This window comes from Pseudomonas sp. GR 6-02, assembly GCF_001655615.1.
In the GTDB taxonomy this organism is placed as follows: Bacteria; Pseudomonadota; Gammaproteobacteria; order Pseudomonadales; family Pseudomonadaceae; genus Aquipseudomonas.
Window position 1 is genome coordinate 910,016 of sequence record NZ_CP011567.1, and the last position, 20,223, is coordinate 930,238.

At 58.7% G+C, this 20,223-nt stretch carries 16 protein-coding genes and 1 pseudogene; 2 read left to right on the forward strand and 15 right to left on the reverse strand.

The features are described 5' to 3' along the window. Positions 1-454: 454 nt before the first annotated feature. The 4 genes and pseudogenes from PGR6_RS03890 to PGR6_RS03905 form a co-directional block, all read right to left on the reverse strand. Positions 455-1,612 (reverse strand): annotated as a pseudogene (locus PGR6_RS03890) (osmoprotectant ABC transporter ATP-binding protein OsmV). Then, entirely contained in the window at positions 1,609-2,262 is a 654-nt protein-coding gene (locus PGR6_RS03895; protein ID WP_018929509.1) for an ABC transporter permease, read from the reverse strand. Before PGR6_RS03895 ends, PGR6_RS03890 begins: the two are co-directional and overlap by 4 nt. Before the next feature lie 18 nt (positions 2,263-2,280). Then, on the reverse strand, positions 2,281-3,183 hold the full coding sequence (locus tag PGR6_RS03900; protein WP_064616152.1) for a glycine betaine ABC transporter substrate-binding protein: 903 nt from the start codon (positions 3,181-3,183) through the stop codon (positions 2,281-2,283). A gap of 20 nt (positions 3,184-3,203) precedes the next feature. After that, entirely contained in the window at positions 3,204-3,920 is a 717-nt protein-coding gene (locus PGR6_RS03905; protein ID WP_018929511.1) for an ABC transporter permease, read from the reverse strand. A 360-nt stretch (positions 3,921-4,280) separates the two neighbouring features. On the opposite strand from PGR6_RS03905, the gene PGR6_RS03910 reads away from it, so the two are divergent. Together PGR6_RS03910 and PGR6_RS03915 are read left to right on the forward strand one after the other, a co-directional pair. Further along, positions 4,281-5,864 carry a peptide chain release factor 3 gene (locus PGR6_RS03910; protein WP_064616153.1) on the forward strand — a complete coding sequence of 528 codons (1,584 nt, stop codon included), beginning with the start codon at positions 4,281-4,283 and terminating at the stop codon, positions 5,862-5,864. Positions 5,865-6,157: 293 nt separating this feature from the next. Then, a complete protein-coding gene (locus tag PGR6_RS03915) occupies positions 6,158-6,373 on the forward strand; it encodes a hypothetical protein (protein ID WP_064616154.1) in 216 nt (71 codons plus the stop codon). Positions 6,374-6,485: 112 nt separating this feature from the next. On the opposite strand, the gene PGR6_RS03920 is transcribed toward PGR6_RS03915, so the two are convergent. The 11 genes from PGR6_RS03920 to PGR6_RS03970 form a co-directional block, all read right to left on the reverse strand. Continuing rightward, on the reverse strand, positions 6,486-7,466 hold the full coding sequence (locus PGR6_RS03920; RefSeq protein ID WP_064616155.1) for a peptide ABC transporter ATP-binding protein: 981 nt from the start codon (positions 7,464-7,466) through the stop codon (positions 6,486-6,488). Further along, the gene (locus tag PGR6_RS03925) at positions 7,466-8,434 is read right to left on the reverse strand and encodes an ABC transporter ATP-binding protein (protein WP_064616156.1); all 969 of its coding nucleotides are present in this window, start codon (positions 8,432-8,434) and stop codon (positions 7,466-7,468) included. Before PGR6_RS03925 ends, PGR6_RS03920 begins: the two co-directional genes overlap by 1 nt. Positions 8,435-8,444: 10 nt before the next feature. Then, positions 8,445-9,356, reverse strand: a complete 912-nt coding sequence (locus PGR6_RS03930) for an ABC transporter permease subunit (protein ID WP_064621194.1) — start codon at positions 9,354-9,356, stop codon at positions 8,445-8,447. Between the two features lie 11 nt (positions 9,357-9,367). Next, positions 9,368-10,378: an ABC transporter permease subunit gene (locus PGR6_RS03935; RefSeq protein ID WP_018929516.1), complete on the reverse strand. Its 1,011-nt coding sequence runs from the start codon at positions 10,376-10,378 to the stop codon at positions 9,368-9,370. Between the two features lie 73 nt (positions 10,379-10,451). Then, positions 10,452-12,047, reverse strand: coding sequence for an ABC transporter substrate-binding protein (locus PGR6_RS03940; RefSeq protein WP_018929517.1), 1,596 nt, complete (start codon positions 12,045-12,047; stop codon positions 10,452-10,454). 77 nt (positions 12,048-12,124) lie between these two features. Next, positions 12,125-13,558, reverse strand: coding sequence for an OprD family porin (locus PGR6_RS03945; RefSeq protein ID WP_018929518.1), 1,434 nt, complete (start codon positions 13,556-13,558; stop codon positions 12,125-12,127). Positions 13,559-13,731: 173 nt separating this feature from the next. Then, positions 13,732-15,333: an ABC transporter substrate-binding protein gene (locus PGR6_RS03950; protein WP_064616157.1), complete on the reverse strand. Its 1,602-nt coding sequence runs from the start codon at positions 15,331-15,333 to the stop codon at positions 13,732-13,734. A gap of 302 nt (positions 15,334-15,635) precedes the next feature. Then, positions 15,636-17,261, reverse strand: coding sequence for an ABC transporter substrate-binding protein (locus PGR6_RS03955; protein WP_018929520.1), 1,626 nt, complete (start codon positions 17,259-17,261; stop codon positions 15,636-15,638). A gap of 257 nt (positions 17,262-17,518) precedes the next feature. Then, a complete protein-coding gene (locus tag PGR6_RS03960) occupies positions 17,519-19,129 on the reverse strand; it encodes an ABC transporter substrate-binding protein (protein WP_064616158.1) in 1,611 nt (536 codons plus the stop codon). A gap of 280 nt (positions 19,130-19,409) precedes the next feature. Further along, positions 19,410-19,643, reverse strand: coding sequence for a hypothetical protein (locus PGR6_RS03965; RefSeq protein WP_018929522.1), 234 nt, complete (start codon positions 19,641-19,643; stop codon positions 19,410-19,412). A gap of 4 nt (positions 19,644-19,647) precedes the next feature. Next, the gene (locus PGR6_RS03970) at positions 19,648-20,130 is read right to left on the reverse strand and encodes a hypothetical protein (protein ID WP_019582420.1); all 483 of its coding nucleotides are present in this window, start codon (positions 20,128-20,130) and stop codon (positions 19,648-19,650) included. Positions 20,131-20,223 lie beyond the last annotated feature (93 nt).

Below are 20,223 nucleotides of genomic sequence, written 5' to 3' on the forward strand. Positions count from 1 at the left end.
GTATCCCCACTTTGGTTCGCCTACTTCCCAAGGCATGTCGCCGAAAGCAAAAAGGCCATGGGAAATGCAGATTCCCTTGGCCTTGCTGTCTCGTCGTCAGTACTTGAGCCGGATGGATCGTTTCCAGCATGGACGTTCGGCGCGAACTTTAGGGCGTGAGGGGCTTGAGATCAACAAAAAATGTCGCGTTTTTGCACGCTTCCGTCGTGCGGTCCCTGACAGCTACTGATGTAACCGACCTGCGTGACAGTGTGATGTTCCCAAGACAAGGATTTTAGAAGGGAGCTTGCTTGGCTTTTGTGGCGAGGGAGCTTGCTCCCGCTGGGGCGCGTAGCGCCCCCAAAATCAGGCAATGCGGTTCTTCAGAAGGATCGCATCGGCTGACTTCACGACTGCTTCGCGGCCGGACGGGAGCAAGCTCCCTCGCCACAAAAGCACTAGAGCCTCATACAAGTCAGGTCAACGCAGTTTCCGCTGGCGAAACAATGCTGGTCTTGCCCCCACGGGACTTGCCGGAGCTCAAATATTCCGCAATCGATTCCTGAGTCACCTCACCGAGAAACACCCGCTCGGCGTCCATCACCGGCAGCCACGAGCGGTTGAACTCGTACATGCGCGACAGCAGGATGCGCAAATGCTCGTCGTACGCCGCGGTGGCGTTGAACTCGCGCAGGTATTGCGCGCAGGTGCCTGTCTGGCGATGCAGGTCGCGACGGCGCACGTAGCCCAAGGCCTTGTTCTCGGCACAGGTCACCACTACGTAGCGCCGGTCCAGTTCGTCCATCAATTCCAGGGCTTCGGCCACCGGGGTTTCCGGGCTCACCGACGGCGCGTTGTCCGCCGCATCTTCAGCCTACACCAGCAGCAAGCGTTTGAGCGTGCTGTCCTGGCCGACGAAGTTGCTGACAAAATCGTCCGCCGGATGCGCGAGCAAGGTGTCCGGGTGGTCGATCTGCAACAGCTTGCCGGCGCGGAAAATCGCGATTTTGTCACCGAGCTTGATGGCTTCGTCGATGTCATGGCTGACCATGATCACGGTCTTGTTCAGCGCCCGTTGCATCTCGAAGAACTCGTTCTGGATCATTTCGCGGTTGATCGGGTCGACCGCGCCGAACGGTTCGTCCATCAACAACAGCGGCGCATCCGCCGCCAGTGCTCGAATCACACCGATCCGCTGTTGTTGGCCGCCGGACAATTCACGGGGGTAGCGAGTCAGGTATTGCTTGGGTTCAAGCTTGATCATGCTCATCAACTCGCGGGCGCGGTCGTGGCATTTCTGTTTGTCCCAGCCGAGCAGGCGCGGAACGATGGTGATGTTTTCCTCGATGGTCATGTTCGGGAACAGACCGATCTGCTGGATCACATAACCGATGTTGCGGCGCAGGGTCACTTCGTCGAGGTCGGTGGTGTCTTCGCCGTTGATCAGGATCTTGCCCGAAGTCGGTTTGATCAACCGGTTGATCATTTTCAGCGTGGTGCTCTTGCCGCAGCCCGATGGCCCGAGGAACACGCAGATCTCGCCTTCATTGACGGTCAGACTCACCGAGTCCACGGCTTTCACATCTTTGCCGTTACTTTGGAAGGTCTTGCTGAGGTTTTGAAGTTCGATCATTTGAGCAGTCCTTTTGGAGTCAGCGTGCGTTGCAGCCATTGCAGAAGCAGGTCGGCGAAGATGGCCAGGAGACTGACCAGCACCGCGCCGACGATCAGCATCGACATGTCGCTGCGGCTGATGGAAGCGAGAATGAGTACACCGAGGCCACCGGCGCCGATGGTGGCGGCGATGGTCATCACGCCGATGTTCATCACTACGGCGGTGCGGACACCGGCGAGGATCACCGGCACGGCAATCGGCAGTTCGACCATGCGCAGGCGCTGACCGAAGGTCATGCCGATACCCCGGGCGGCTTCGCGAATGCCGGGCTCCACGCCGGTCAGCGCCAGGTAGGTGTTACGCATGATCGGCAGCAGCGAATAGAGAAACACGGCGGTGATTGCCGGCATCGGGCCCAGGCCCTGGCCGAACCTGGAATAGAACGGCAACAGCAGGCCGAATAGCGCGATCGACGGCACGGTCAGCAAAACCGTGGCGCTGGCTTGCAACGGGCCGGCCAATGTCGGGAAGCGGGTCATCAGGATACCCAGCGGCACGCCGACCAGAATCGCCAGCGTTACCGCGATGCCAACCAGGGTGATGTGCTGCCAGGTCAGGTGCAGCACTAGCGGCCAATCGAGATGGGAAAAGGCGTTGAGAAATTCCATGTCTTTTTCTCCTCTGCCTTATTGAACAGACAGCAGTGGATGCTGGCGCAGGAAATCGGCGGCAACGGATGAAGGGCTTTCGTGATCGACATCGACCCGCGCGTTGAGCTGGCGCATGGTGGCGTCGTCGAACAGTTCGGCCAGTGGCTTGAGCTCTTCGGCGAGTTTCGGGTGGGCTTCGAGGTAGGCCTGGCGCACCACCGGCGCGGTGGTGTAGTCGGGGAAGTAATGCTTGTCGTCTTCGAGCAGCTTGAGTTTGAAGGCGTTCAAGCGACCGTCGGTGGTGTAGACCAGGCCGGCGAACACCTGGCCATTGCGCAAGGCGGTGTAGACCAGCCCGGCATCCATCTGGCGAATGTTATTGCGGGTCAGGTTCATGCCATAGAGATCAACCATGCCGCCCAGACCGTCGGAACGGTTGGCGAATTCGGTGTCCAGTGCGACGAGGTGATTAGTCTTCGCCTCGGCTTGCAACACCTCGTTCAACTGGCTGATGGTGTTGATCTGCGGGTAAGCCTTCGCGGTTTTTTCCGGCAGGGCCAGGGCGTAGGTGTTGCTGAATTTCGACGGAGTGAGCCAGATCAGGCCTTTTTTCTCGTCGAGTTCTTTCACCCGGGCGTAGGACTGCGCGCTGTCGAGTTTTTCAGTGACATGGTTGTAAGCCACCAGCGAGACGCCGGTGTATTCCCAGAGCATGTCCAGTTGGCCGCTTTCGTGAGCACTGCGGGCCAGATTGCTGCCCAGGCCGCCGGTTACCTGGGTGTCGTAACCCTTGGTGCGCAGGTATTGGGAGGTGATTTCCGCCAGCAGGGTTTGTTCGGTGAACACCCGGGCGCCAATGCGGATCACGGGTTTTTCAGCGGCTTGGGCGATTCCTGCGAACAGCAGAACGCAGCCTAAAAATAAGCAGACTTTTTTCATGTTAATTCCTTTGCCGAGGCTTAAGACGGGCGTAGGCCGCGTTCGAGCCAGAGGCGGCTGGCGAGTGTCACCAGTCCGTCGAGCAGCAAGGCCAGCAGGGCGGTGCAGGCCGCGCCGAGCAGCAGTTGCGGCTGATTGTTCAGGGCGATGCCGGGGAAAATCAGGCTGCCCAGACTGTTGGCGCCTATCAGGAACGCCAGCGGTGCGGTCCCGACGTTGATCGCCAGCGCCACACGCACGCCACCGATGATGATCGGCACGGCGTTCGGCAGTTCGACCCGGCACAGCACCTGAGTCGGGGTCATGCCGATGCCGACGGCGGCTTCCTTGAGCGAACCCTGAACGTTTTTCAGCCCTTCATAGGTGTTGCGCACGATCGGCAACAGCGAAGCCAGGAACAGAGCGAAGATTGCCGGACCGCTGCCGATGCCGAGGATGCCCAGGGCGATGGCCAGTACGGCGAGCGGCGGCACGGTATTGCCGATGTTGAAGATCTGCATGAAGCGTTCGGCGCGTCCAACCATGGTCGGGCGGCTGAGGAAGATACCGGCGGGTATGCCCACAACAAGGGCGGCCAGCATGGAAGCGAGGACAAGAATCAGATGAGCTTGCAGGTAAAACAACAAATCGTCGCGGTACTGTTCGATCGTGTTGATGCCAATCCAGTGGACCAGCAGGGCCAGAAGAGCGACGACAACCGCACCTCCTGTCAGCCCTTTGCCATAGCGAATAGCCACAGGCAGACTCCTTTTTTCAGTCGGCGAACGCAGTCCCGTGTGGCATGCCATTCCTGGCTGCCGGGAAAATAACGTTCGCGAGAAGCAGCTCTTCATGCTGATGAAACCGCATGAGATAGAGCCATAAGCGCAGCCTCGTCAGGCTAACTTGCTGATTTTTCAGCCCCTGACGATGGGTCGTAACAGGGGAGTGGACGTCTCCAGCTTTTAAAAGGTTCCATAATCAGCAGCATTTAGCCACCAAGAAGGAGCTGCCCGCGCTGATTACGGCCATCGGCAGCTCCTGTGCGTGGTGGTCCGTAGATCACTTTTTAAGCTATACTCGCCGCCCTTTTTTGAATCACCGCCAGGCGATTTCCCATGACCAAACAGGCCGCCGAAGTCGCGAAACGCCGCACTTTCGCCATTATTTCCCACCCCGATGCCGGTAAGACCACCATCACCGAGAAGCTCTTGCTGATGGGCAAGGCGATTGCGGTTGCCGGCACGGTGAAATCTCGCAAGTCCGACCGCCATGCCACCTCCGACTGGATGGAAATGGAAAAACAACGGGGTATTTCCATTACCACGTCGGTCATGCAGTTCCCGTATCGCGACCACATGATCAACCTGCTCGACACCCCGGGCCACGAAGACTTCTCCGAAGATACTTACCGCACCCTGACTGCGGTGGACTCGGCATTGATGGTCCTCGACGGCGGTAAGGGTGTAGAACCACGGACCATCGCCCTGATGGACGTCTGCCGTCTGCGTGACACGCCGATCGTCAGCTTCATCAACAAACTCGACCGTGACATCCGCGACCCGATCGAACTGCTCGACGAAATCGAAGCGGTCCTGAAGATCAAGGCCGCGCCGATCACCTGGCCGATCGGTTGCTACCGCGACTTCAAGGGTGTTTATCACCTCGCCGACGACTACATCATCGTCTACACCGCCGGCCACGGTCATGAGCGCACCGAAACCAAAATCATCGAGAAGCTCGATTCCGATGAAGCGCGCGCACACTTGGGTGACGAGTACGAGCGTTTCATCGAGCAGCTGGAACTGGTGCAGGGCGCCTGCCACGAATTCAATCAACAGGAATTCCTCGACGGCCAACTGACCCCGGTGTTCTTTGGTACCGCGCTGGGCAACTTCGGTGTCGATCACGTGCTCGACGCTGTGGTCGACTGGGCACCGCAACCATTGGCCCGTGTCGCCAACGAGCGCACCGTCGAGCCGGTGGAAGAGAAGTTCAGTGGTTTCGTGTTCAAGATCCAGGCGAACATGGACCCCAAACACCGCGACCGCATCGCCTTCATGCGCATTTGCTCCGGCAAATACGAAAAGGGCATGAAGATGCGCCATGTGCGCACCGGCAAGGACGTGCGGATCGGCGACGCGCTGACCTTCTTCTCGTCCGAGCGTGAGCAACTGGAAGAAGCGTTCGCCGGCGACATCATCGGCCTGCACAACCACGGCACCATCCAGATCGGCGATACCTTCACCGAAGGCGAAACCCTGGGTTTCACCGGCATCCCGCACTTCGCCCCGGAACTGTTCCGTCGCGTACGCCTGCGCGATCCACTGAAATCCAAGCAACTGCGTCAAGGCTTGCAGCAACTGGCCGAAGAAGGCGCCACCCAGGTGTTCTTCCCCGAGCGCAGCAACGACATCATTCTCGGCGCCGTCGGTGTGCTGCAGTTCGATGTGGTCGCCAGCCGTTTGAAAGAGGAATACAAGGTCGAGTGCTCCTACGAGCCGATCACCGTGTATTCCGCGCGCTGGATCGAGTCCGGCGACAAGAAGAAGCTTGAGGAATTCACCAACAAGGCCGTGGAAAACCTCGCCCTCGACGGCGGCGGTCACCTGACCTACCTGGCCCCGACCCGGGTCAACCTGGCACTGATGGAAGAGCGCTGGCCGGACGTGAAATTCCGTGCGACGCGTGAGCATCACTAAGCGCTGAGTTGCAAACCCCAAAGCCCCGATGCGCGAGTCTCGGGGCTTTTTATTGTCTGGGCTGTGTACCGCACCGAAGCGACTCGGTTGTCCGGGCGCAACAGGGTTCTTCCTTCCGTGCTCGGCGAGCCCGCATCACTTAGTTGATCTGGTTATAGGCATTATTCGAAACCAATCTCCCTTCTCACGGCATTTCCCGACCTTCGTTAGCGTCCTATCTGGAGAATCGCGCTAAATTTCTCTCTGCGCCATTCCGGCACCCATGCTTCACCCAAGAAAGGATGGAATCGGCTATGAGCATTATTCAACGCATAGTGTTGCTGCTGAAGGTTTTGGTGATGCTATCCCTCGGCACGTCAGCGGCGTGGGCGGAGTGCACGAACCATGATGAACAGGCCTGGAGCGGGCAAGGCGTGCACAGCGAGCTGATGCTCGCCGCATCGGAATCGGGTAGCTCGAACGATGATGACTCGACCGACGACTCGGACAGCAACGAAGACGACACTTGAGCCTGAATGACAGGCAAAAGAAAACCCCGTCTGCCTGACTGATGCGCAGTCGGGGCAGAAGGGGTTTGGTTAACTCAGCAAAAGCGCGCCCCGGCACCGGGGCGCGTTTTTTTCAGGCCGCGCCGTCGAGGAATTGCTCGGCGTAGTGGCAAGCCACTTGGCGTGTGTCGAGCAGACGCAGGGCCGGCTCTTCGATGGCACAGCGCTCGGTCGCGTACGGGCAGCGCTTGTGGAAGGCGCAGCCGGACGGTGGATTCAGCGGGTTTGGCAGTTCGCCGACGATCTTGATTTTCGGCTTGTCCGGATCCGGGTGAATGGTCGGCGTCGCCGACAACAACGCCTGGGTGTACGGGTGCAGGGGACGGGTGTAGATGTCCTCTTTCGGCCCCATTTCCACCGGACGGCCGAGGTACATCACCATCACGTGATCGGCAACGTGGCGTACCACCGCCAGGTTGTGGGAGATGAACACGTAGGCGGTGTTGAACTCTTGCTGCAAATCCATGAACAGGTTGAGTACCTGCGCCTGAATCGACACGTCCAGCGCCGAGGTCGGTTCGTCCGCCACCAGCACTTTCGGCTGCAACATCATCGCGCGGGCCAGGGCGATCCGCTGGCGCTGACCGCCGGAGAACATGTGCGGATAGCGCTGGTAGTGCTCGGGACGCAAGCCCACCTGCTTCATCATCGCCTGGACTTTCTCGCGACGTTCGGCGGCGGAAAGGTTGGTGTTGATCAATAGCGGTTCAGCCAGTTGATCACCGATTTTCTGCCGTGGATTCAACGACGCGTACGGGCTCTGGAACACCATCTGCACATCTTTGCGCAGTTGCTTGCGCTGAGCCTTGTCGGCGCCGGCGACTTCCTGCCCGGCGATTTTCAATGAGCCGGAGGATGGCTCTTCGATCAACGTCAGGGCACGGGCCAGGGTGGATTTGCCGCAACCGGACTCACCCACGACAGCGAGGGTCTTGCCGGCTTCCAGTTCGAACGACACACCGTTGAGGGCGCGTACGGTCGCATGACCCTTGAACAGGCCGCGAGACACTTCGTAGTGACGGGTCAGGTTGCGGGCGGTAAGTACGACGGCCATTACGCCACCTCCTGGTTCAACGGGTAGAAGCAGCGGGCGAGGCTGTTGCTTTTCTGGTCAAGGGCTGGACGCTGGGTGCGGCAATTGTCTTGCACGTACGGGCAGCGCGGCGACAGCAGGCAACCTTGCGGACGGTCGTAACGACCGGGAACGATGCCCGGTAGCGTCGACAGGCGCGCAGCACCCAGGCTGTGTTCTGGAATGGCCTTGAGCAGCGCTTCGCTGTACGGGTGCGCCGGAATGTCGAACAGTTGTGGCACCTGACCGACTTCAACCGCTTGACCGGCGTACATCACGCACACGCGCTGGGCGGTTTCGGCCACGACCGCGAGGTCGTGAGTAATCAGCACCAGGCCCATGTTCTGCTCTTTCTGCAGGGCCAGCAGCAGGTCCATGATCTGCGCCTGAATCGTTACGTCGAGTGCGGTGGTCGGTTCGTCGGCGATCAGCAGTTTTGGTTCGCCGGCAATCGCCATGGCGATTGCAACACGCTGGCTCATGCCGCCGGAAAGTTGATGCGGGTAGGCATCCATACGGCTGGCGGCGCCGGGGATTTCCACTTTTTCCAGCAGTTCGATGGCGCGCTTGCGAGCGTCCTTCCTGGACATTTTCAGGTGCAGGCGCAGCACTTCTTCAATCTGGAAGCCCACGGTGTAGCTCGGGTTCAGCGCGGTCATCGGGTCCTGGAAGACCATGGCCAGGTCTTTGCCGACGATCTGTCGACGCTGACGGTTGCTGAGCGCGAGCATGTTCTTGCCGTCGAAATTCAGGGCGTCGGCGGTGACGATCCCCGGACGCTCGATCAGGCCCATCAGCGCCATCATGGTCACGGACTTGCCGGAACCCGATTCGCCAACGATGGCCAGCACTTCGCCCTTTTCCACGGATATGTCGAGACCATCGACCACCGGAACGGCGTTGGCGTCGCCGAAGCGAACGTTGAGATTCTTGATTTCTAACAGTGACATTTGAATCTCCTCAGGCGGCGTTCTTGAGTTTCGGGTCCAGCGCATCGCGCAGGCCGTCGCCCATCAAGTTGATTGCCAGCACGCTGAGCAAAATGGTCAAACCAGGCAAGCTCACCACCCACCAGGCGCGTTCGATGTAGTCGCGAGCCGAAGCCAGCATGGTGCCCCACTCAGGGGTTGGCGGTTGTACGCCAAGGCCGAGGAAGCCCAGTGCCGCGGCATCGAGAATCGCCGAGGAGAAACTCAAGGTGGCCTGAACAATCAGCGGCGCCATGCAGTTGGGCAGCACGGTGACGAACATCAGGCGAGGCAGACCGGCACCGGCCAGGCGCGCGGCGGTCACGTAGTCGCGGTTCAATTCGCCCATCACCGCGGCGCGGGTCAGACGAACATAGGACGGCAACGAAACCACGGCGATGGCAATAATGGTGTTGATCAGGCCAGGGCCGAGGATGGCGACAATTGCCACCGCCAGCAGCAGGGACGGCAGGGCCAGCATGATGTCCATCAGACGCATGATGGTCGGGCCGAGCACGCGCGGGAAGAACCCGGCGAACAGTCCCATCAGGATGCCTGGAATCAGCGACATCACCACCGATGACAAGCCGATCAGCAGGGACAGGCGCGAGCCGTGAATCAAACGCGACAGCAGGTCACGACCGAGTTCATCGGTACCCAGCAGGAACTGGATATGCCCGCTTTCCAGCCAGGAGGGCGGGGTCAGCAGGAAGTCGCGGTACTGTTCGCTCGGGTTATGCGGTGCGACCCATGGGGCGAAGATCGCGCAGAAAATCACCAGCAGCATGAACATCAGGCCGGCGACAGCGCCTTTGTTCCTGGAGAACGCATGCCAGAATTCTTTGTAGGGCGACGGATACAGCAGGCTTTGATCGACTGCTACCGGTGTAGTGAGAGTGGTCATGGTCATTGATCTCAGCGCTGATGACGGATGCGTGGGTTGGCAAAGCCGTAGAGGATGTCCACTACGAAGTTGACCAGAATCACCAGGCAGGCGATTAACAGGATGCCGTTCTGCACCACGGGATAGTCCCGTGCGCCAATGGCTTCGATCAGCCATTTGCCGATGCCGGGCCAGGAGAAGATGGTTTCGGTCAGGACCGCGCCGGCCAGCAGCGTGCCGACTTGCAGGCCGACCACCGTCAGTACCGGAATCAGCGCATTGCGCAGACCGTGCACGAATACCACGCGCGATGGCGACAGGCCTTTGGCGCGGGCGGTGCGGATGTAGTCTTCACGCAGCACTTCGAGCATCGACGAACGGGTCATCCGCGCAATCACCGCCAGCGGGATGGTGCCGAGCACGATGGCTGGCAGGATCAGGTGATGCAGGGCATCGAAGAACGCTCCGACGTCATCGGCCAGCAACGTATCGATGAGCATGAAGCCGGTGCGTGGCTCGATGTCGTAGAGCAGGTCGATCCGCCCGGATACCGGGGTCCAGCCCAGGCTCACCGAGAAGAACATGATCAGGATCAGGCCCCACCAGAAGATCGGCATCGAGTATCCCGCCAGGGAGACACCCATTACCCCATGGTCGAACAGGGACCCTCGCTTGAGTGCCGCGATCACCCCGGCCAGAAGGCCCAGGATGCCGGCGAACAACATGGCGGCCGAGGCCAGTTCCAGGGTCGCGGGGAATAGAGAGCTGAACTCGGTCCAGACGCTTTCACGGGTACGCAGGGATTCGCCGAGATCGCCGTGGGCCAGTTTGCCAATGTAATCCAGGTATTGGGCATACAGCGGTTTGTTCAGACCTAGGCGTTCCATTGCCTGAGCATGCATTTCGGGGTCGACCCGACGTTCGCCCATCATCACTTCCACGGGGTCGCCAGGAATCATGCGGATCAACGCGAAAGTCAACAAGGTGATGCCGAAGAACGTGGGGATCAGTAACCCCAATCGGCGGGCAATAAAACTAAACATCTTGTGTGGTACCTCATCAGCCGGTTAGGCATGCCCGGTATCGCTGGGGTCAGCGATGCCGGGCGTTTCTTATCTACTTCACCTGGGTGGTGGCGAAGTTGTTAGTGGTGAGGGGGCTAATGTGATAACCCTCTACGTTGGTGCGCATTGCAGTGAACATGCGGGTGTGCGCCATGCTGATCCATGGCTGGTCCTGATTGAAAACGTCCTGGGCCTGTTCGTAGAGCGCCGTGCGTTCAGCCGGGTTCACTTTGGCCCGTGCTTCGTCGATCAGCGCCTGGAACTTTTCATTGCACCAGCGAGCGTAGTTTTCGCCGTTCTTGGCGGCCTCACAACTGAGCATAGGCGTCAGGAAGTTATCCGGGTCGCCGTTATCGCCTGCCCAACCGGCGGACACCATATCGTGCTCGCCGTTCTTCGCGCGCTTGAGCATCTCGCCCCATTCCATGACACGAATATCGACCTTGATGCCGACCTTGGCCAGATCTGCCTGCATCATTTGTGCGCCGAGCATCGGATTAGGGTTGGTCGGGCCGCCGCCGTTACGGGTGAACAGGGTGAACACGGTGCCCTCCGGTACCCCGGCTTCCTTGAGCAGGGCACGAGCCTTGTCGAGGTCGCGAGGCGGGTTGGTCAGTTTATGGTTGTAGCCCAGCAGGGTGTCCGGGTACGGGTTGACCGCCACCGTCGCATTGCCCTTGCCGAACAGCGCGTTGACATAGGCCTCTTTGTCGAACGCGATGTCGATGGCTTTGCGCACCCGCACGTCGCTCATGTACTTGCGGGAGGTGTTCATGGCGACATAGGAGACGGTCATCGCGTTCAGCTCATCAACCTTCAGGTTGGTGTCTTTCTTGATGCTCGGGATGTCATCCGGTTTTGGATACAGCGCGATCTGGCACTCGTTGGCCTTGAGCTTTTGCAGGCGCACGTTGTTGTCGGTGGCAATCGCCAGGACCAGCGCATCAGCCGGTGGCTTGCCACGGAAGTAGTCCGGGTTGGCCTTGAAGCGCACCTGGGCGTCCTTGGCGTAACGCTGGAAGATGAAGGGGCCGGTGCCGACCGGTTTGTTGTTCAGGTCGCCGGTCTTGTTGGCCTTGAGCAGTTGATCGGCGTACTCGGCGGAGTAGATCGAGGAGAAGGCCATGGCAATGTCGGCCAGGAACGGCGCTTCGCGGCGGGTCAGGGTGAACTTGACCGTGTTGTCGTCGACTTTCTCTACGCTTTTGAGCAGTTCCTTGAAGCCCATGCTCTCAAAGTACGGGAAGCCCACGCTCGACAGCTTGTGCCATGGGTGATTCGGGTCCAGCTGACGCTGGAAGCTCCAGACCACGTCGTCGGCGTTCATGTCGCGGGTCGGCTTGAAGTAATCGGTGGTGTGAAACTTGACGCCTTTGCGCAGGTGGAACGTGTAGGTCAGGCCGTCTTCACTGATGTCCCAGGATTCGGCCAGCGCCGGAATCACTTCAGTGGTGCCGGGCTTGAAGTCCGCCAGGCGATTGAAGATGGTTTCGGCCACTGCGTCGGCTGTGACTGCAGTCGTGTACTGGGCCATATCGAAGCCTTCCGGGCTGGCTTCGGTACAGACCACCAAGGGTTTGGCCGAGACGCCAACAGCGACACTCAGCAATGCGGCAGCGATGGCCGCTCGTAGGGGAAGCATTTTCATCAAGAACCCTCTGCAATCGGTTGAACAGGAAAAAACCGAACGGCCGACTCGTCATGAGTCAGCCGCCGGCGTGCGTTTTACAAAATGTTGAACGGGATGGTGGTCACGAGACGGAACTCGTTGATGCTGCCATCCGCCTGGTTTTCGCTGGCACGGTGCGCGGTGTAGGTTGCGCGAACAGTGGTGGCCTTCAGCGGGCCGCTCTGCAGGGCGTAGGTCGCACCGATACCGTATTCGTAATGGGTTTCGCCATCCTGGGCCTGGATACCGTCGTAACCCTTGCCTGCTACGCCTTCATTGCCGGTGTAGTGAGTACCGTCGATGCCCCAGCCACGTGCCTGGTAGATGTTGAACTTCAGACCTGGCACGCCGTATTCGGCCATGTTCAGACCGTAGGCAATCTGGAAGGACTTCTCGTTCGGGCCGTTGAAGTCCGACAGCAGGGAGTTGGCCAGGTAGATGCCGTTGGTTTCGTGCAGGTAGTCGAAGTACTCGTTACCGTTCACTTCCTGGTAGGAGAAGGTCAGGCTGTGGGCCTGGTGGGTCAGGCCGAACGACAGGGAGTAGGTGTCGTTGTCGATTTTGCCTATGAGGGCTTTACCTTCTTCCTGGGTTTTGTAGTAGTTCAGGCCGGTGGTCAGGCTCAGGACCTGGCTGTCGCCCAGCACATGACTGGCGCCGAAGTAGTACTGGTTCCAGATGTCTTCGGCCTGGGTCGCCCAAAGGCTGGTGGTCAGGCTGGCGAATGGGGTGTAGGTGATACCGCCGGTGTAGATGTGATCGGTTTCAACGATGCCGTTGGCGTATTCGGTGCGGAATTTACGCTGGCTTTCTTCGGTACGCGGAGAGTTGCGATCGAAGGTGGCCAGGTCGAAAGCCAGGTTGTTCAGCTCTTCGCTGTGGATGGCCACACCTTCGAAGCTCGAAGGCAGCGCACGGTTACCGATGACATCGACCATCGGGCTGCTGAAGTTCATGCGGCCAGCGGTCAGGGTAGTGTTGGAGACACGGGCCTTGACGTTGGCCAGGCCCAGTTTGCTCCACTGGCCGACGGCGTCACCACCTTCTTCGGTCAGGGTACGGTTGTTGCCCGCGCCAGGACGGGTTCCCGGTGCGCCGCCGTTGTTGGACGCCAGATCCTTGCGATCACGATCCAGAGCGATGGCGTTGTAGGCCGCCACTTCGGTACTGAAACCTACGGTGCCTTGAGTGAAGCCGGAGTTGTACTTGAGGATGGTGCCCTGAACCCAGTTGATACGACGATCAGTCGGGGTTGATACACCGTCTTTCTTGTAGCTGAACGTGCCGCCACGTTTCAGTTGCTCGTTGGCATACCAGTTACGCGTGCTACCGGTGATCGACTGCCCTTCGACGAAGCCAGTGGCTTCACTCTGAGCACTTTTCTCATTCACGGTAACCGGGGTGAACGCCTGGCTCTGGGATTCTGCGTAAGCCGTGGCGGTCACGCTGCTGATGGCCAAGGCCAATAACGCGGTGCTGCTCAGTTTCATGTGTGAAGCTCCTTTCTTTCTTTTTTTAATGCCGGTCTTTTTTGGTGATCCGGCTATTTGGTTTAGAACTCGTTCAGGCTTCGCAAACGTTTGCTGCAGGCCGATTTGACGAATTACGGCAATACGCTTGCGTGAGGGCGGAATCCGCCCCCCCAGCGTTTCTGGCTAATTGGTTATTGGTCGATACTGACGCCCGAGAACACGTTGCGACCGAAGGGGCTGACCTTGAACCCTTCGACTTTGGCGCTCAACGGCTGGTTGACCATCGAGTGGGCGACCGGCGTGATCGGCACCTGCTGCTTGAGGTACTGCTGCGCCTGTTTGTAGAGCACGGTGCGCTGGTCGCGATCGGTGACGACCTTGGCCCGCTTGATCAGCTTGTCGTAGGCCGGATCACACCACATGGAGTAGTTGTTGCCGCCAATGGCATCGCAGCTATAGAGCGTGCCGAGCCAGTTGTCCGGGTCACCGTTGTCACCGGTCCAGCCGATCAGGCTGATGTCGTGCTCGCCGTTCTTGGTGCGCTTGATGTACTCGCCCCATTCGTAGCTGACGATCTTGACCTTGAGGCCGATCTTCGCCCAGTCCGCCTGGAGCATTTCGGCCATCAGTTTGGCGTTGGGGTTGTACGGACGCTGGACCGGCATGGCCCAGAGAGTGATTTCGGTGCCTTCCTTCACGCCGGCAGCCTTGAGCAGTTCCTTGGCTTTTTCCGGGTTGTAGGAGGCGTCCTTTATGGTGTCGTCATAGGACCACTGGGTCGGTGGCATGGCATTGACCGCCAGTTGACCGGCACCTTGATAGACGGCGTTGAGAATGCCTTGCTTGTTCACCGCCATGTCCAGCGCCTGGCGCACTTCGAGCTGGTCGAAAGGCTTGTGCCGGACGTTATAGGCAATGTAGCCAAGGTTGAAGCCGGGTTTCTCGATCAGCTGCAGTTTCGGATCATTCTTCAGTGCGGTCACGTCGGCGGGGCGCGGGTGCAGGGTGATCTGGCATTCGTTGGCCTTGAGCTTCTGCACGCGCACCGAGGCGTCGGTGTTGATGGCAAAAATCAGGTTGTCGAGCTTGACCCGGCTCGGGTCCCAGTACTGTTTGTTGCCGCTGTAACGGATGTTGGAGTCTTTCTGGTAGCTCTTGAACACGAACGGCCCGGTGCCGATCGGCTTCTGGTTGATCTCGCTCGGCTTGCCGGCCGCCAGCAACTGGTCGGCGTATTCGGCCGAAAGGATGGCGGCGAAGCTCATGGCGATGTTCTGGATGAACGCGGCGTCGACGTTGTTGAGCGTCATCACCACGGTCAGCGGCCCGGTCTTTTCGACCTTGGCAATATTCTTGTTCAGGCTCATCCCGTTGAAATACGGGAACTCGGTCGGATAAGCCTTACGGAACGGGTGCTGCGGATCGAGCATGCGATTAAACGTGAACAGCACGTCGTCGGCGTTGAAATCGCGAGTCGGCGTGAAGTATTTGGTCGTGTGAAACTTCACCCCTTCACGCAGATGAAACGTGTATTTGAGTCCGTCCTCGGAAATATCCCAGCGGGTTGCCAGGCCTGGCACGACATTGGTGGCGCCTTTTTCAAACTCTGCCAAACGGTTGTACAGCGGCTCGGCGGCGTCGTTATCGGTCGCAGTGGTGTACTGCGCGGTGTCGAAACCGGCGGGGCTGCCTTCGGAGCAGAACACCAGGCTGTTATTGGCGGCCTGGCTGATGGAAGTGGCGGCCAGCAGGCCGGTGCCCAGCAATGCGGATAAAACCAAGGAATGGCGCATGACGCTCCCTCTTTTTGTAGTGTTATTCAATGCGCCGCGATCCCGTCCGGGGACGTTGTGGCGGCATTGAGCTCAAACCAATACGGGCAGCAAACCGATAGCCCACACAGTCACTGGTCAGAACCCGACGGTAGGTGCCGTGGGTCTGGCAGTAAATGCGCTGAGTCCTAAAGACTCGTAGGAAAAGGCAACGCGTCCTAACCCCTGGCTGCGTCAGACAGCGGATTTGGATGTAGGCAAATTCCTAGCTTCTCGGCAGAAAAAAGCAGCGGCGACACTGAAAACGTCGCCGCTGCCTTTTCTTATTTGCTGACGCTGACGCCGTAGAAGGAGTTCAAGCCAAATGGGCTGATCTTGAAGTCCTGCACGTTGGCGCGCATGGGTTGGAACACCGTCGAGTGAGCGATAGGTGTCATTGGAACAGCATCTTTGAGGACGTGTTGCGCCTGTTTGTACAGTTCGGTGCGCTTGGCCTGATCGGTGGTGCGTTTGGCTTCCTTGACGAGGCCGTCGAATTTCTTGTCGCACCATTTGGAGAAGTTGTTGCCACTCAGCGAGTCGCAGCCGAACAGCACGTTGAGCCAGTTGTCCGGATCACCATTGTCGCCGCTCCAGCCGATGATCATCGCCTGGTTCTCGCCGCCTTTGGAGCGCTTGATGTACTCGCCCCATTCGTAGCTGGTGATCTTCACGTTCAGGCCGATCTTCTTCCAGTCGGACTGCAGCATTTCAGCCATCAGCTTGGCGTTCGGGTTGTACGGACGCTGTACCGGCATCGCCCACAGAACGATTTCGGTGCCTTCCTTGACGCCGGCTTCCTTGAGCAGCTGCTTGGCTTTCTCAGGATCGTACTTGGCATCCTTGATGGTGGTGTCGTAGGACCATTGGGTCGGCGGCATGGCGTTGACGGCCAGTTGGCCTGCGCCCTGATAAACCGAGTCGATGATCTGCGGCTTGTTGACGGCCATGTCCAGCGCCTGACGAACTCGCAGGTCGGCCAGCGGGTTCGGCTCGTTGCTGCCCTTGACCTTGTCCATCACGTTATAGGCGATGTAGCCCAGGTTGAAACCAGCCTGCTCAGGCATCTTCAAAGTTTTATCTTCTTTGAGCGCCTTCAGGTCGGCTGGACGCGGGAACAGAGTGATCTGGCACTCGTTCTTCTTCAGCTTCTGGATGCGTACCGACGGGTCGGTGGTGATGGCGAAGATCAGGTTGTCGATCTTCACGTCATCAGGCTTCCAGTAGTCCTTGTTCCCGGTGTAGCGGATGTTGGAGTCTTTCTGGTAGCTCTTGAACACGAACGGGCCGGTGCCGATCGGTTTCTGGTTGATGTCGGCAGCCTTGCCTTCCTTGAGCAGCTGGGCAGCGTACTCGGCGGACTGGATCGAGGCGAAGCTCATGGCCATGTTCTGGATGAACGCGGCGTCTACGTCTTTGAGGGTGAACTTGACGGTGTGGTCGTCGACTTTATCGATCTTGGTGATGTTGGTATCCATCCCCATGTCGGTGAAGTACGGGAATTCGGTCGGGTACGCCTTACGGAACGGGTCATCCTTGTTAATCATGCGATTGAAGGTGAACAGCACGTCGTCGGCGTTGAACTCACGCGTCGGCTTGAAATACGGGGTGGTGTGGAACTTGACGCCTTCACGCAGGTGGAAAGTGTAAGTCAGGCCGTCACTGGAAATGTCCCACTTGGTCGCCAGGCCAGGAATCACAGCGGTGCCGCCGCGCTCGAACTGGGTCAGGCGGTTGAACATGGTTTCTGCAGAGGCGTCGAAGTCGGTTCCGGTGGTGTACTGACCTGGGTCGAAACCGGCCGGGCTTCCTTCGGAGCAGAACACCAGGTTAGACGCCGCTTGGGCGAAAGGTGCACTGGCTAACAGGCTTGCGCCGACTAAAAACGGAATGACCGCGTGTTTAAGCATGGTGGCCTCATGATTTGTTGTCATTTTTGGATTAGAGGACGACCTCGTGAGTCGACCTGCGGATACTTATGCAGGGGCCGTACCCAATGCAAGATCCGGAATGGCCACAAGTCCTAAAGAGTGGCACGAACGTACCTTAATGTCGCATATGTGTAAAAACTGATGTATTTGACCGTTTGCGCAGGTTTTTTACGGTGCAAGTCGTGCACCGATAAGGGGCGACCGGGGCGGTTGACGCACCCGGTTGGAGCCTGGTGTTACTTATTTATACCCACGCCATAGAACGGTGTGAGGCCAAACGGACTGATCTTGAAGTCGGTGACTTCCTTGCGCAGTGGCTGGAACACCGTCGAGTTGGCAATGGGTGTGATAGGTACTTGTTGTTTAAGGATTTGCTGGGCCTGTTGGTACAGTTTGACCCGCTGTTGTTTGTCCGTGGACACCTTGGCTTGCTGCACCAGTTTGTCGTAGACCGGGTCACACCATTTGGCGTAGTTGCTACCTTTCACCGCAGCGCAGCTGTAGAGCACGCCGAGCCAGTTATCCGGGTCACCGTTGTCGCCGGTCCAGCCGTAGATCATTGCGTCATGCTCACCGTTCTTGGCGCGCTTGATGTACTCGCCCCATTCATAGCTGACGATGTTGGCCTTGATCCCGACTTTCTCCCAATCCTGCTGGATCATCTGTGCCGACATCCGCGCATTGGGGTTGGAGGCGCGCTGCACGGTCATGGCCCACAGATTAATTGTGGTGCCGGGAGCAACTCCCGCTTCTTTCAGTAGCGCGCGGGCTTTGGTCGGGTCGTGCGGGGCGTCCTTGATGCTCGGGTCATACGACCATTGCGCCGGTGGCAAGGCGTTTTGCGCCAGTTGCCCGGCACTCTGGTAGACAGCCTTGATGATCGCCGGCTTGTCGATGGCCATGTCCAGCGCCTGACGCACCTTGAGCTGGTCCAGCGGTGGGTGGGTCACGTTGTAGGCAAGGAAGCCGAGGTTGAAACCGGCTTGCTTGAGCACCCTCAGATTAGGGTCTTGCTCCATCACTTCGATGTCTGCCGGGCGTGGGTAGCCGCTGACCTGGCACTCGCCGGCCTTGAGTTTTTGCAAGCGCACGGCGGCGTCCGGGGTGATCGAGAAAATCAGGTTGTCGAGTTTCACGTCCTCGGGTTTCCAGTAGGCCTTGTTGGCGGTGTAGCGGATTTGCGAGTCCTTTTGGTAGCGCTTGAACACGAATGGGCCGGTGCCGACGGGTTTCTGGTTGAGATCGGCGGATTTGCCTTCCTTTAACAGTTGGGCGGCGTATTCGGCGGATTGCACCGAGGCGAAGCTCATGGCGAGGTTTTGCACGAATGCGGCGTCGACGTTGTTCAGGCTGAAGCGCACGGTGTGGTCGTCGATCTTGTCGATGCTTTTGATCGTGGTGTTCAGGCCCATGTCGGTGAAGTACGGCGACTCGGCGGGGTAGGCCTTGCGGAAGGCGTTGTCCGGGTCGAGCAGGCGCTGGAAGGTGAACAGCACGTCGTCGGCGTTGAAGTCGCGGGTGGGGGTGAAGTAGTCGGTGGTGTGGAATTTCACGCCGTCGCGCAGGTGGAAGGTGTAGGTGAGGCCGTCCTCGGATACGTCCCATTTTGTTGCCAGGCCGGGTTCGATTTCGGTGCCGCCGCGTTTGAATTGGGTGAGGCGGTTGAAGACGGTTTCGGCGGAGGCGTCGAAGTCGGTGCCGCTGGTGTATTGGCTGGGGTCGAATCCGGCAGGGCTGGCTTCGGAGCAGTAGACCAGGGTGGTGGCGGCTTGGGCGGTTTGTGCGAGTGATGCGGTTGTGGCGAGGGCGAGTGCGAGCAGAAGTGGTTTGACGGTGGTTCTTTCCATGGAGTCCCCGGGATTTGAGCAGCGATATTTTCCTGAGAGTAGCGTTGTTGGCGGGGAGGGCGGAAATATCGTTTTTTGAGGGGGACCCCTCTATCCGGGCATAGTCTGCCGGTCTTTGCGTTGATGGCGGACTGTAGGAGCTGCCGAAGGCTGTGATCTTTTGATCTTAAAAATCAACGTCAAAAGATCGCAGCCTTCGGCAGCTCCTACGCAAAGCGGTGTCAGGCGGGCGTTGTGGGTGAAGTTAATCCGTTTCACGTTGCTTGAATGAGCGCGTGGCTCACGCCGTATACCGGGCCCGACTAAAAAACAGCGCAGCCCCGAGGGCGATAGCATTGGTTGAAACGATGCCCAGATCGAAGCCGGCGATGAAAGGCGGCAGCATAAAAATACTCGAAAACCCCAGAGCGAACAGGGTGATGCCCAGCCATTTTCTGAGGCCATAGGATTTCAGATAGAAGAACAACAGCAGGAATACTGCATAAGCCACGGCGTACAGGCCATATTCGTTCATGATCTCACCCGCCTTGAGTCTTGATGATCATGGACGATCCTGAGTGCTGAGGGCCTATGCCACCGCTGACCTGTGCATCCAGGCTGACGATGACATCGCCGGCGTGATAAGTCGGCAATTTGCTCAGCGTGAACTCGCGGACTGCCCATCCCACCGGGATGGCCGCACCGGGCATGAATTTACCTGCCGCTGCCCCGAAAACACCACTGGTGAGGTTGGCGATACTTGTTCGTTGAGCATTGAGTAAGTCCCCCTGTTGCCGGGTCAGGGGTTTGGAGATCCCGACCATCATTTGGCAAGGCAAATCCTTGGCGAGCATTTTGTCATAGAGCTCTACCACCAGATTGCTCACTTCATAGTGGGCGGCTTTCGCTTCACCAAAATGCAGTGTTCTGAGGCTACCCCGTTCACCGGCTGACAGGGTGAAGCGCGATACGTTGAAGACAATTCCATGGTTGCCGGAAAACTGATCCCTTTCAAACTTCAATGCTCGCGTCCTTATCGAGTCTGGAAAGGCAGGGAGTTTCTCTTAGCTCCTGGGCTTTCGCAAATGCAAAATCAAAAGCAGCTGAGGCGGCCT

What these genes read in the sequence shown, in the direction of transcription:
- PGR6_RS03940 (WP_018929517.1), bottom strand. Translation starts at nt 12,047, where the DNA reads ATGAAAATGCTTCCCCTACGAGCGGCCATCGCTGCCGCATTGCTGAGT.
- PGR6_RS03900 (WP_064616152.1), bottom strand. Translation starts at nt 3,183, where the DNA reads ATGAAAAAAGTCTGCTTATTTTTAGGCTGCGTTCTGCTGTTCGCAGGA.
- PGR6_RS03955 (WP_018929520.1), bottom strand. Translation starts at nt 17,261, where the DNA reads ATGCTTAAACACGCGGTCATTCCGTTTTTAGTCGGCGCAAGCCTGTTA.
- PGR6_RS03910 (WP_064616153.1), top strand. Translation starts at nt 4,281, where the DNA reads ATGACCAAACAGGCCGCCGAAGTCGCGAAACGCCGCACTTTCGCCATT.
- PGR6_RS03945 (WP_018929518.1), bottom strand. Translation starts at nt 13,558, where the DNA reads ATGAAACTGAGCAGCACCGCGTTATTGGCCTTGGCCATCAGCAGCGTG.
- PGR6_RS03950 (WP_064616157.1), bottom strand. Translation starts at nt 15,333, where the DNA reads ATGCGCCATTCCTTGGTTTTATCCGCATTGCTGGGCACCGGCCTGCTG.
- PGR6_RS03895 (WP_018929509.1), bottom strand. Translation starts at nt 2,262, where the DNA reads ATGGAATTTCTCAACGCCTTTTCCCATCTCGATTGGCCGCTAGTGCTG.
- PGR6_RS03920 (WP_064616155.1), bottom strand. Translation starts at nt 7,466, where the DNA reads ATGGCCGTCGTACTTACCGCCCGCAACCTGACCCGTCACTACGAAGTG.
- PGR6_RS03930 (WP_064621194.1), bottom strand. Translation starts at nt 9,356, where the DNA reads ATGACCACTCTCACTACACCGGTAGCAGTCGATCAAAGCCTGCTGTAT.
- PGR6_RS03935 (WP_018929516.1), bottom strand. Translation starts at nt 10,378, where the DNA reads ATGTTTAGTTTTATTGCCCGCCGATTGGGGTTACTGATCCCCACGTTC.
- PGR6_RS03965 (WP_018929522.1), bottom strand. Translation starts at nt 19,643, where the DNA reads ATGAACGAATATGGCCTGTACGCCGTGGCTTATGCAGTATTCCTGCTG.
- PGR6_RS03960 (WP_064616158.1), bottom strand. Translation starts at nt 19,129, where the DNA reads ATGGAAAGAACCACCGTCAAACCACTTCTGCTCGCACTCGCCCTCGCC.
- PGR6_RS03925 (WP_064616156.1), bottom strand. Translation starts at nt 8,434, where the DNA reads ATGTCACTGTTAGAAATCAAGAATCTCAACGTTCGCTTCGGCGACGCC.
- PGR6_RS03915 (WP_064616154.1), top strand. Translation starts at nt 6,158, where the DNA reads ATGAGCATTATTCAACGCATAGTGTTGCTGCTGAAGGTTTTGGTGATG.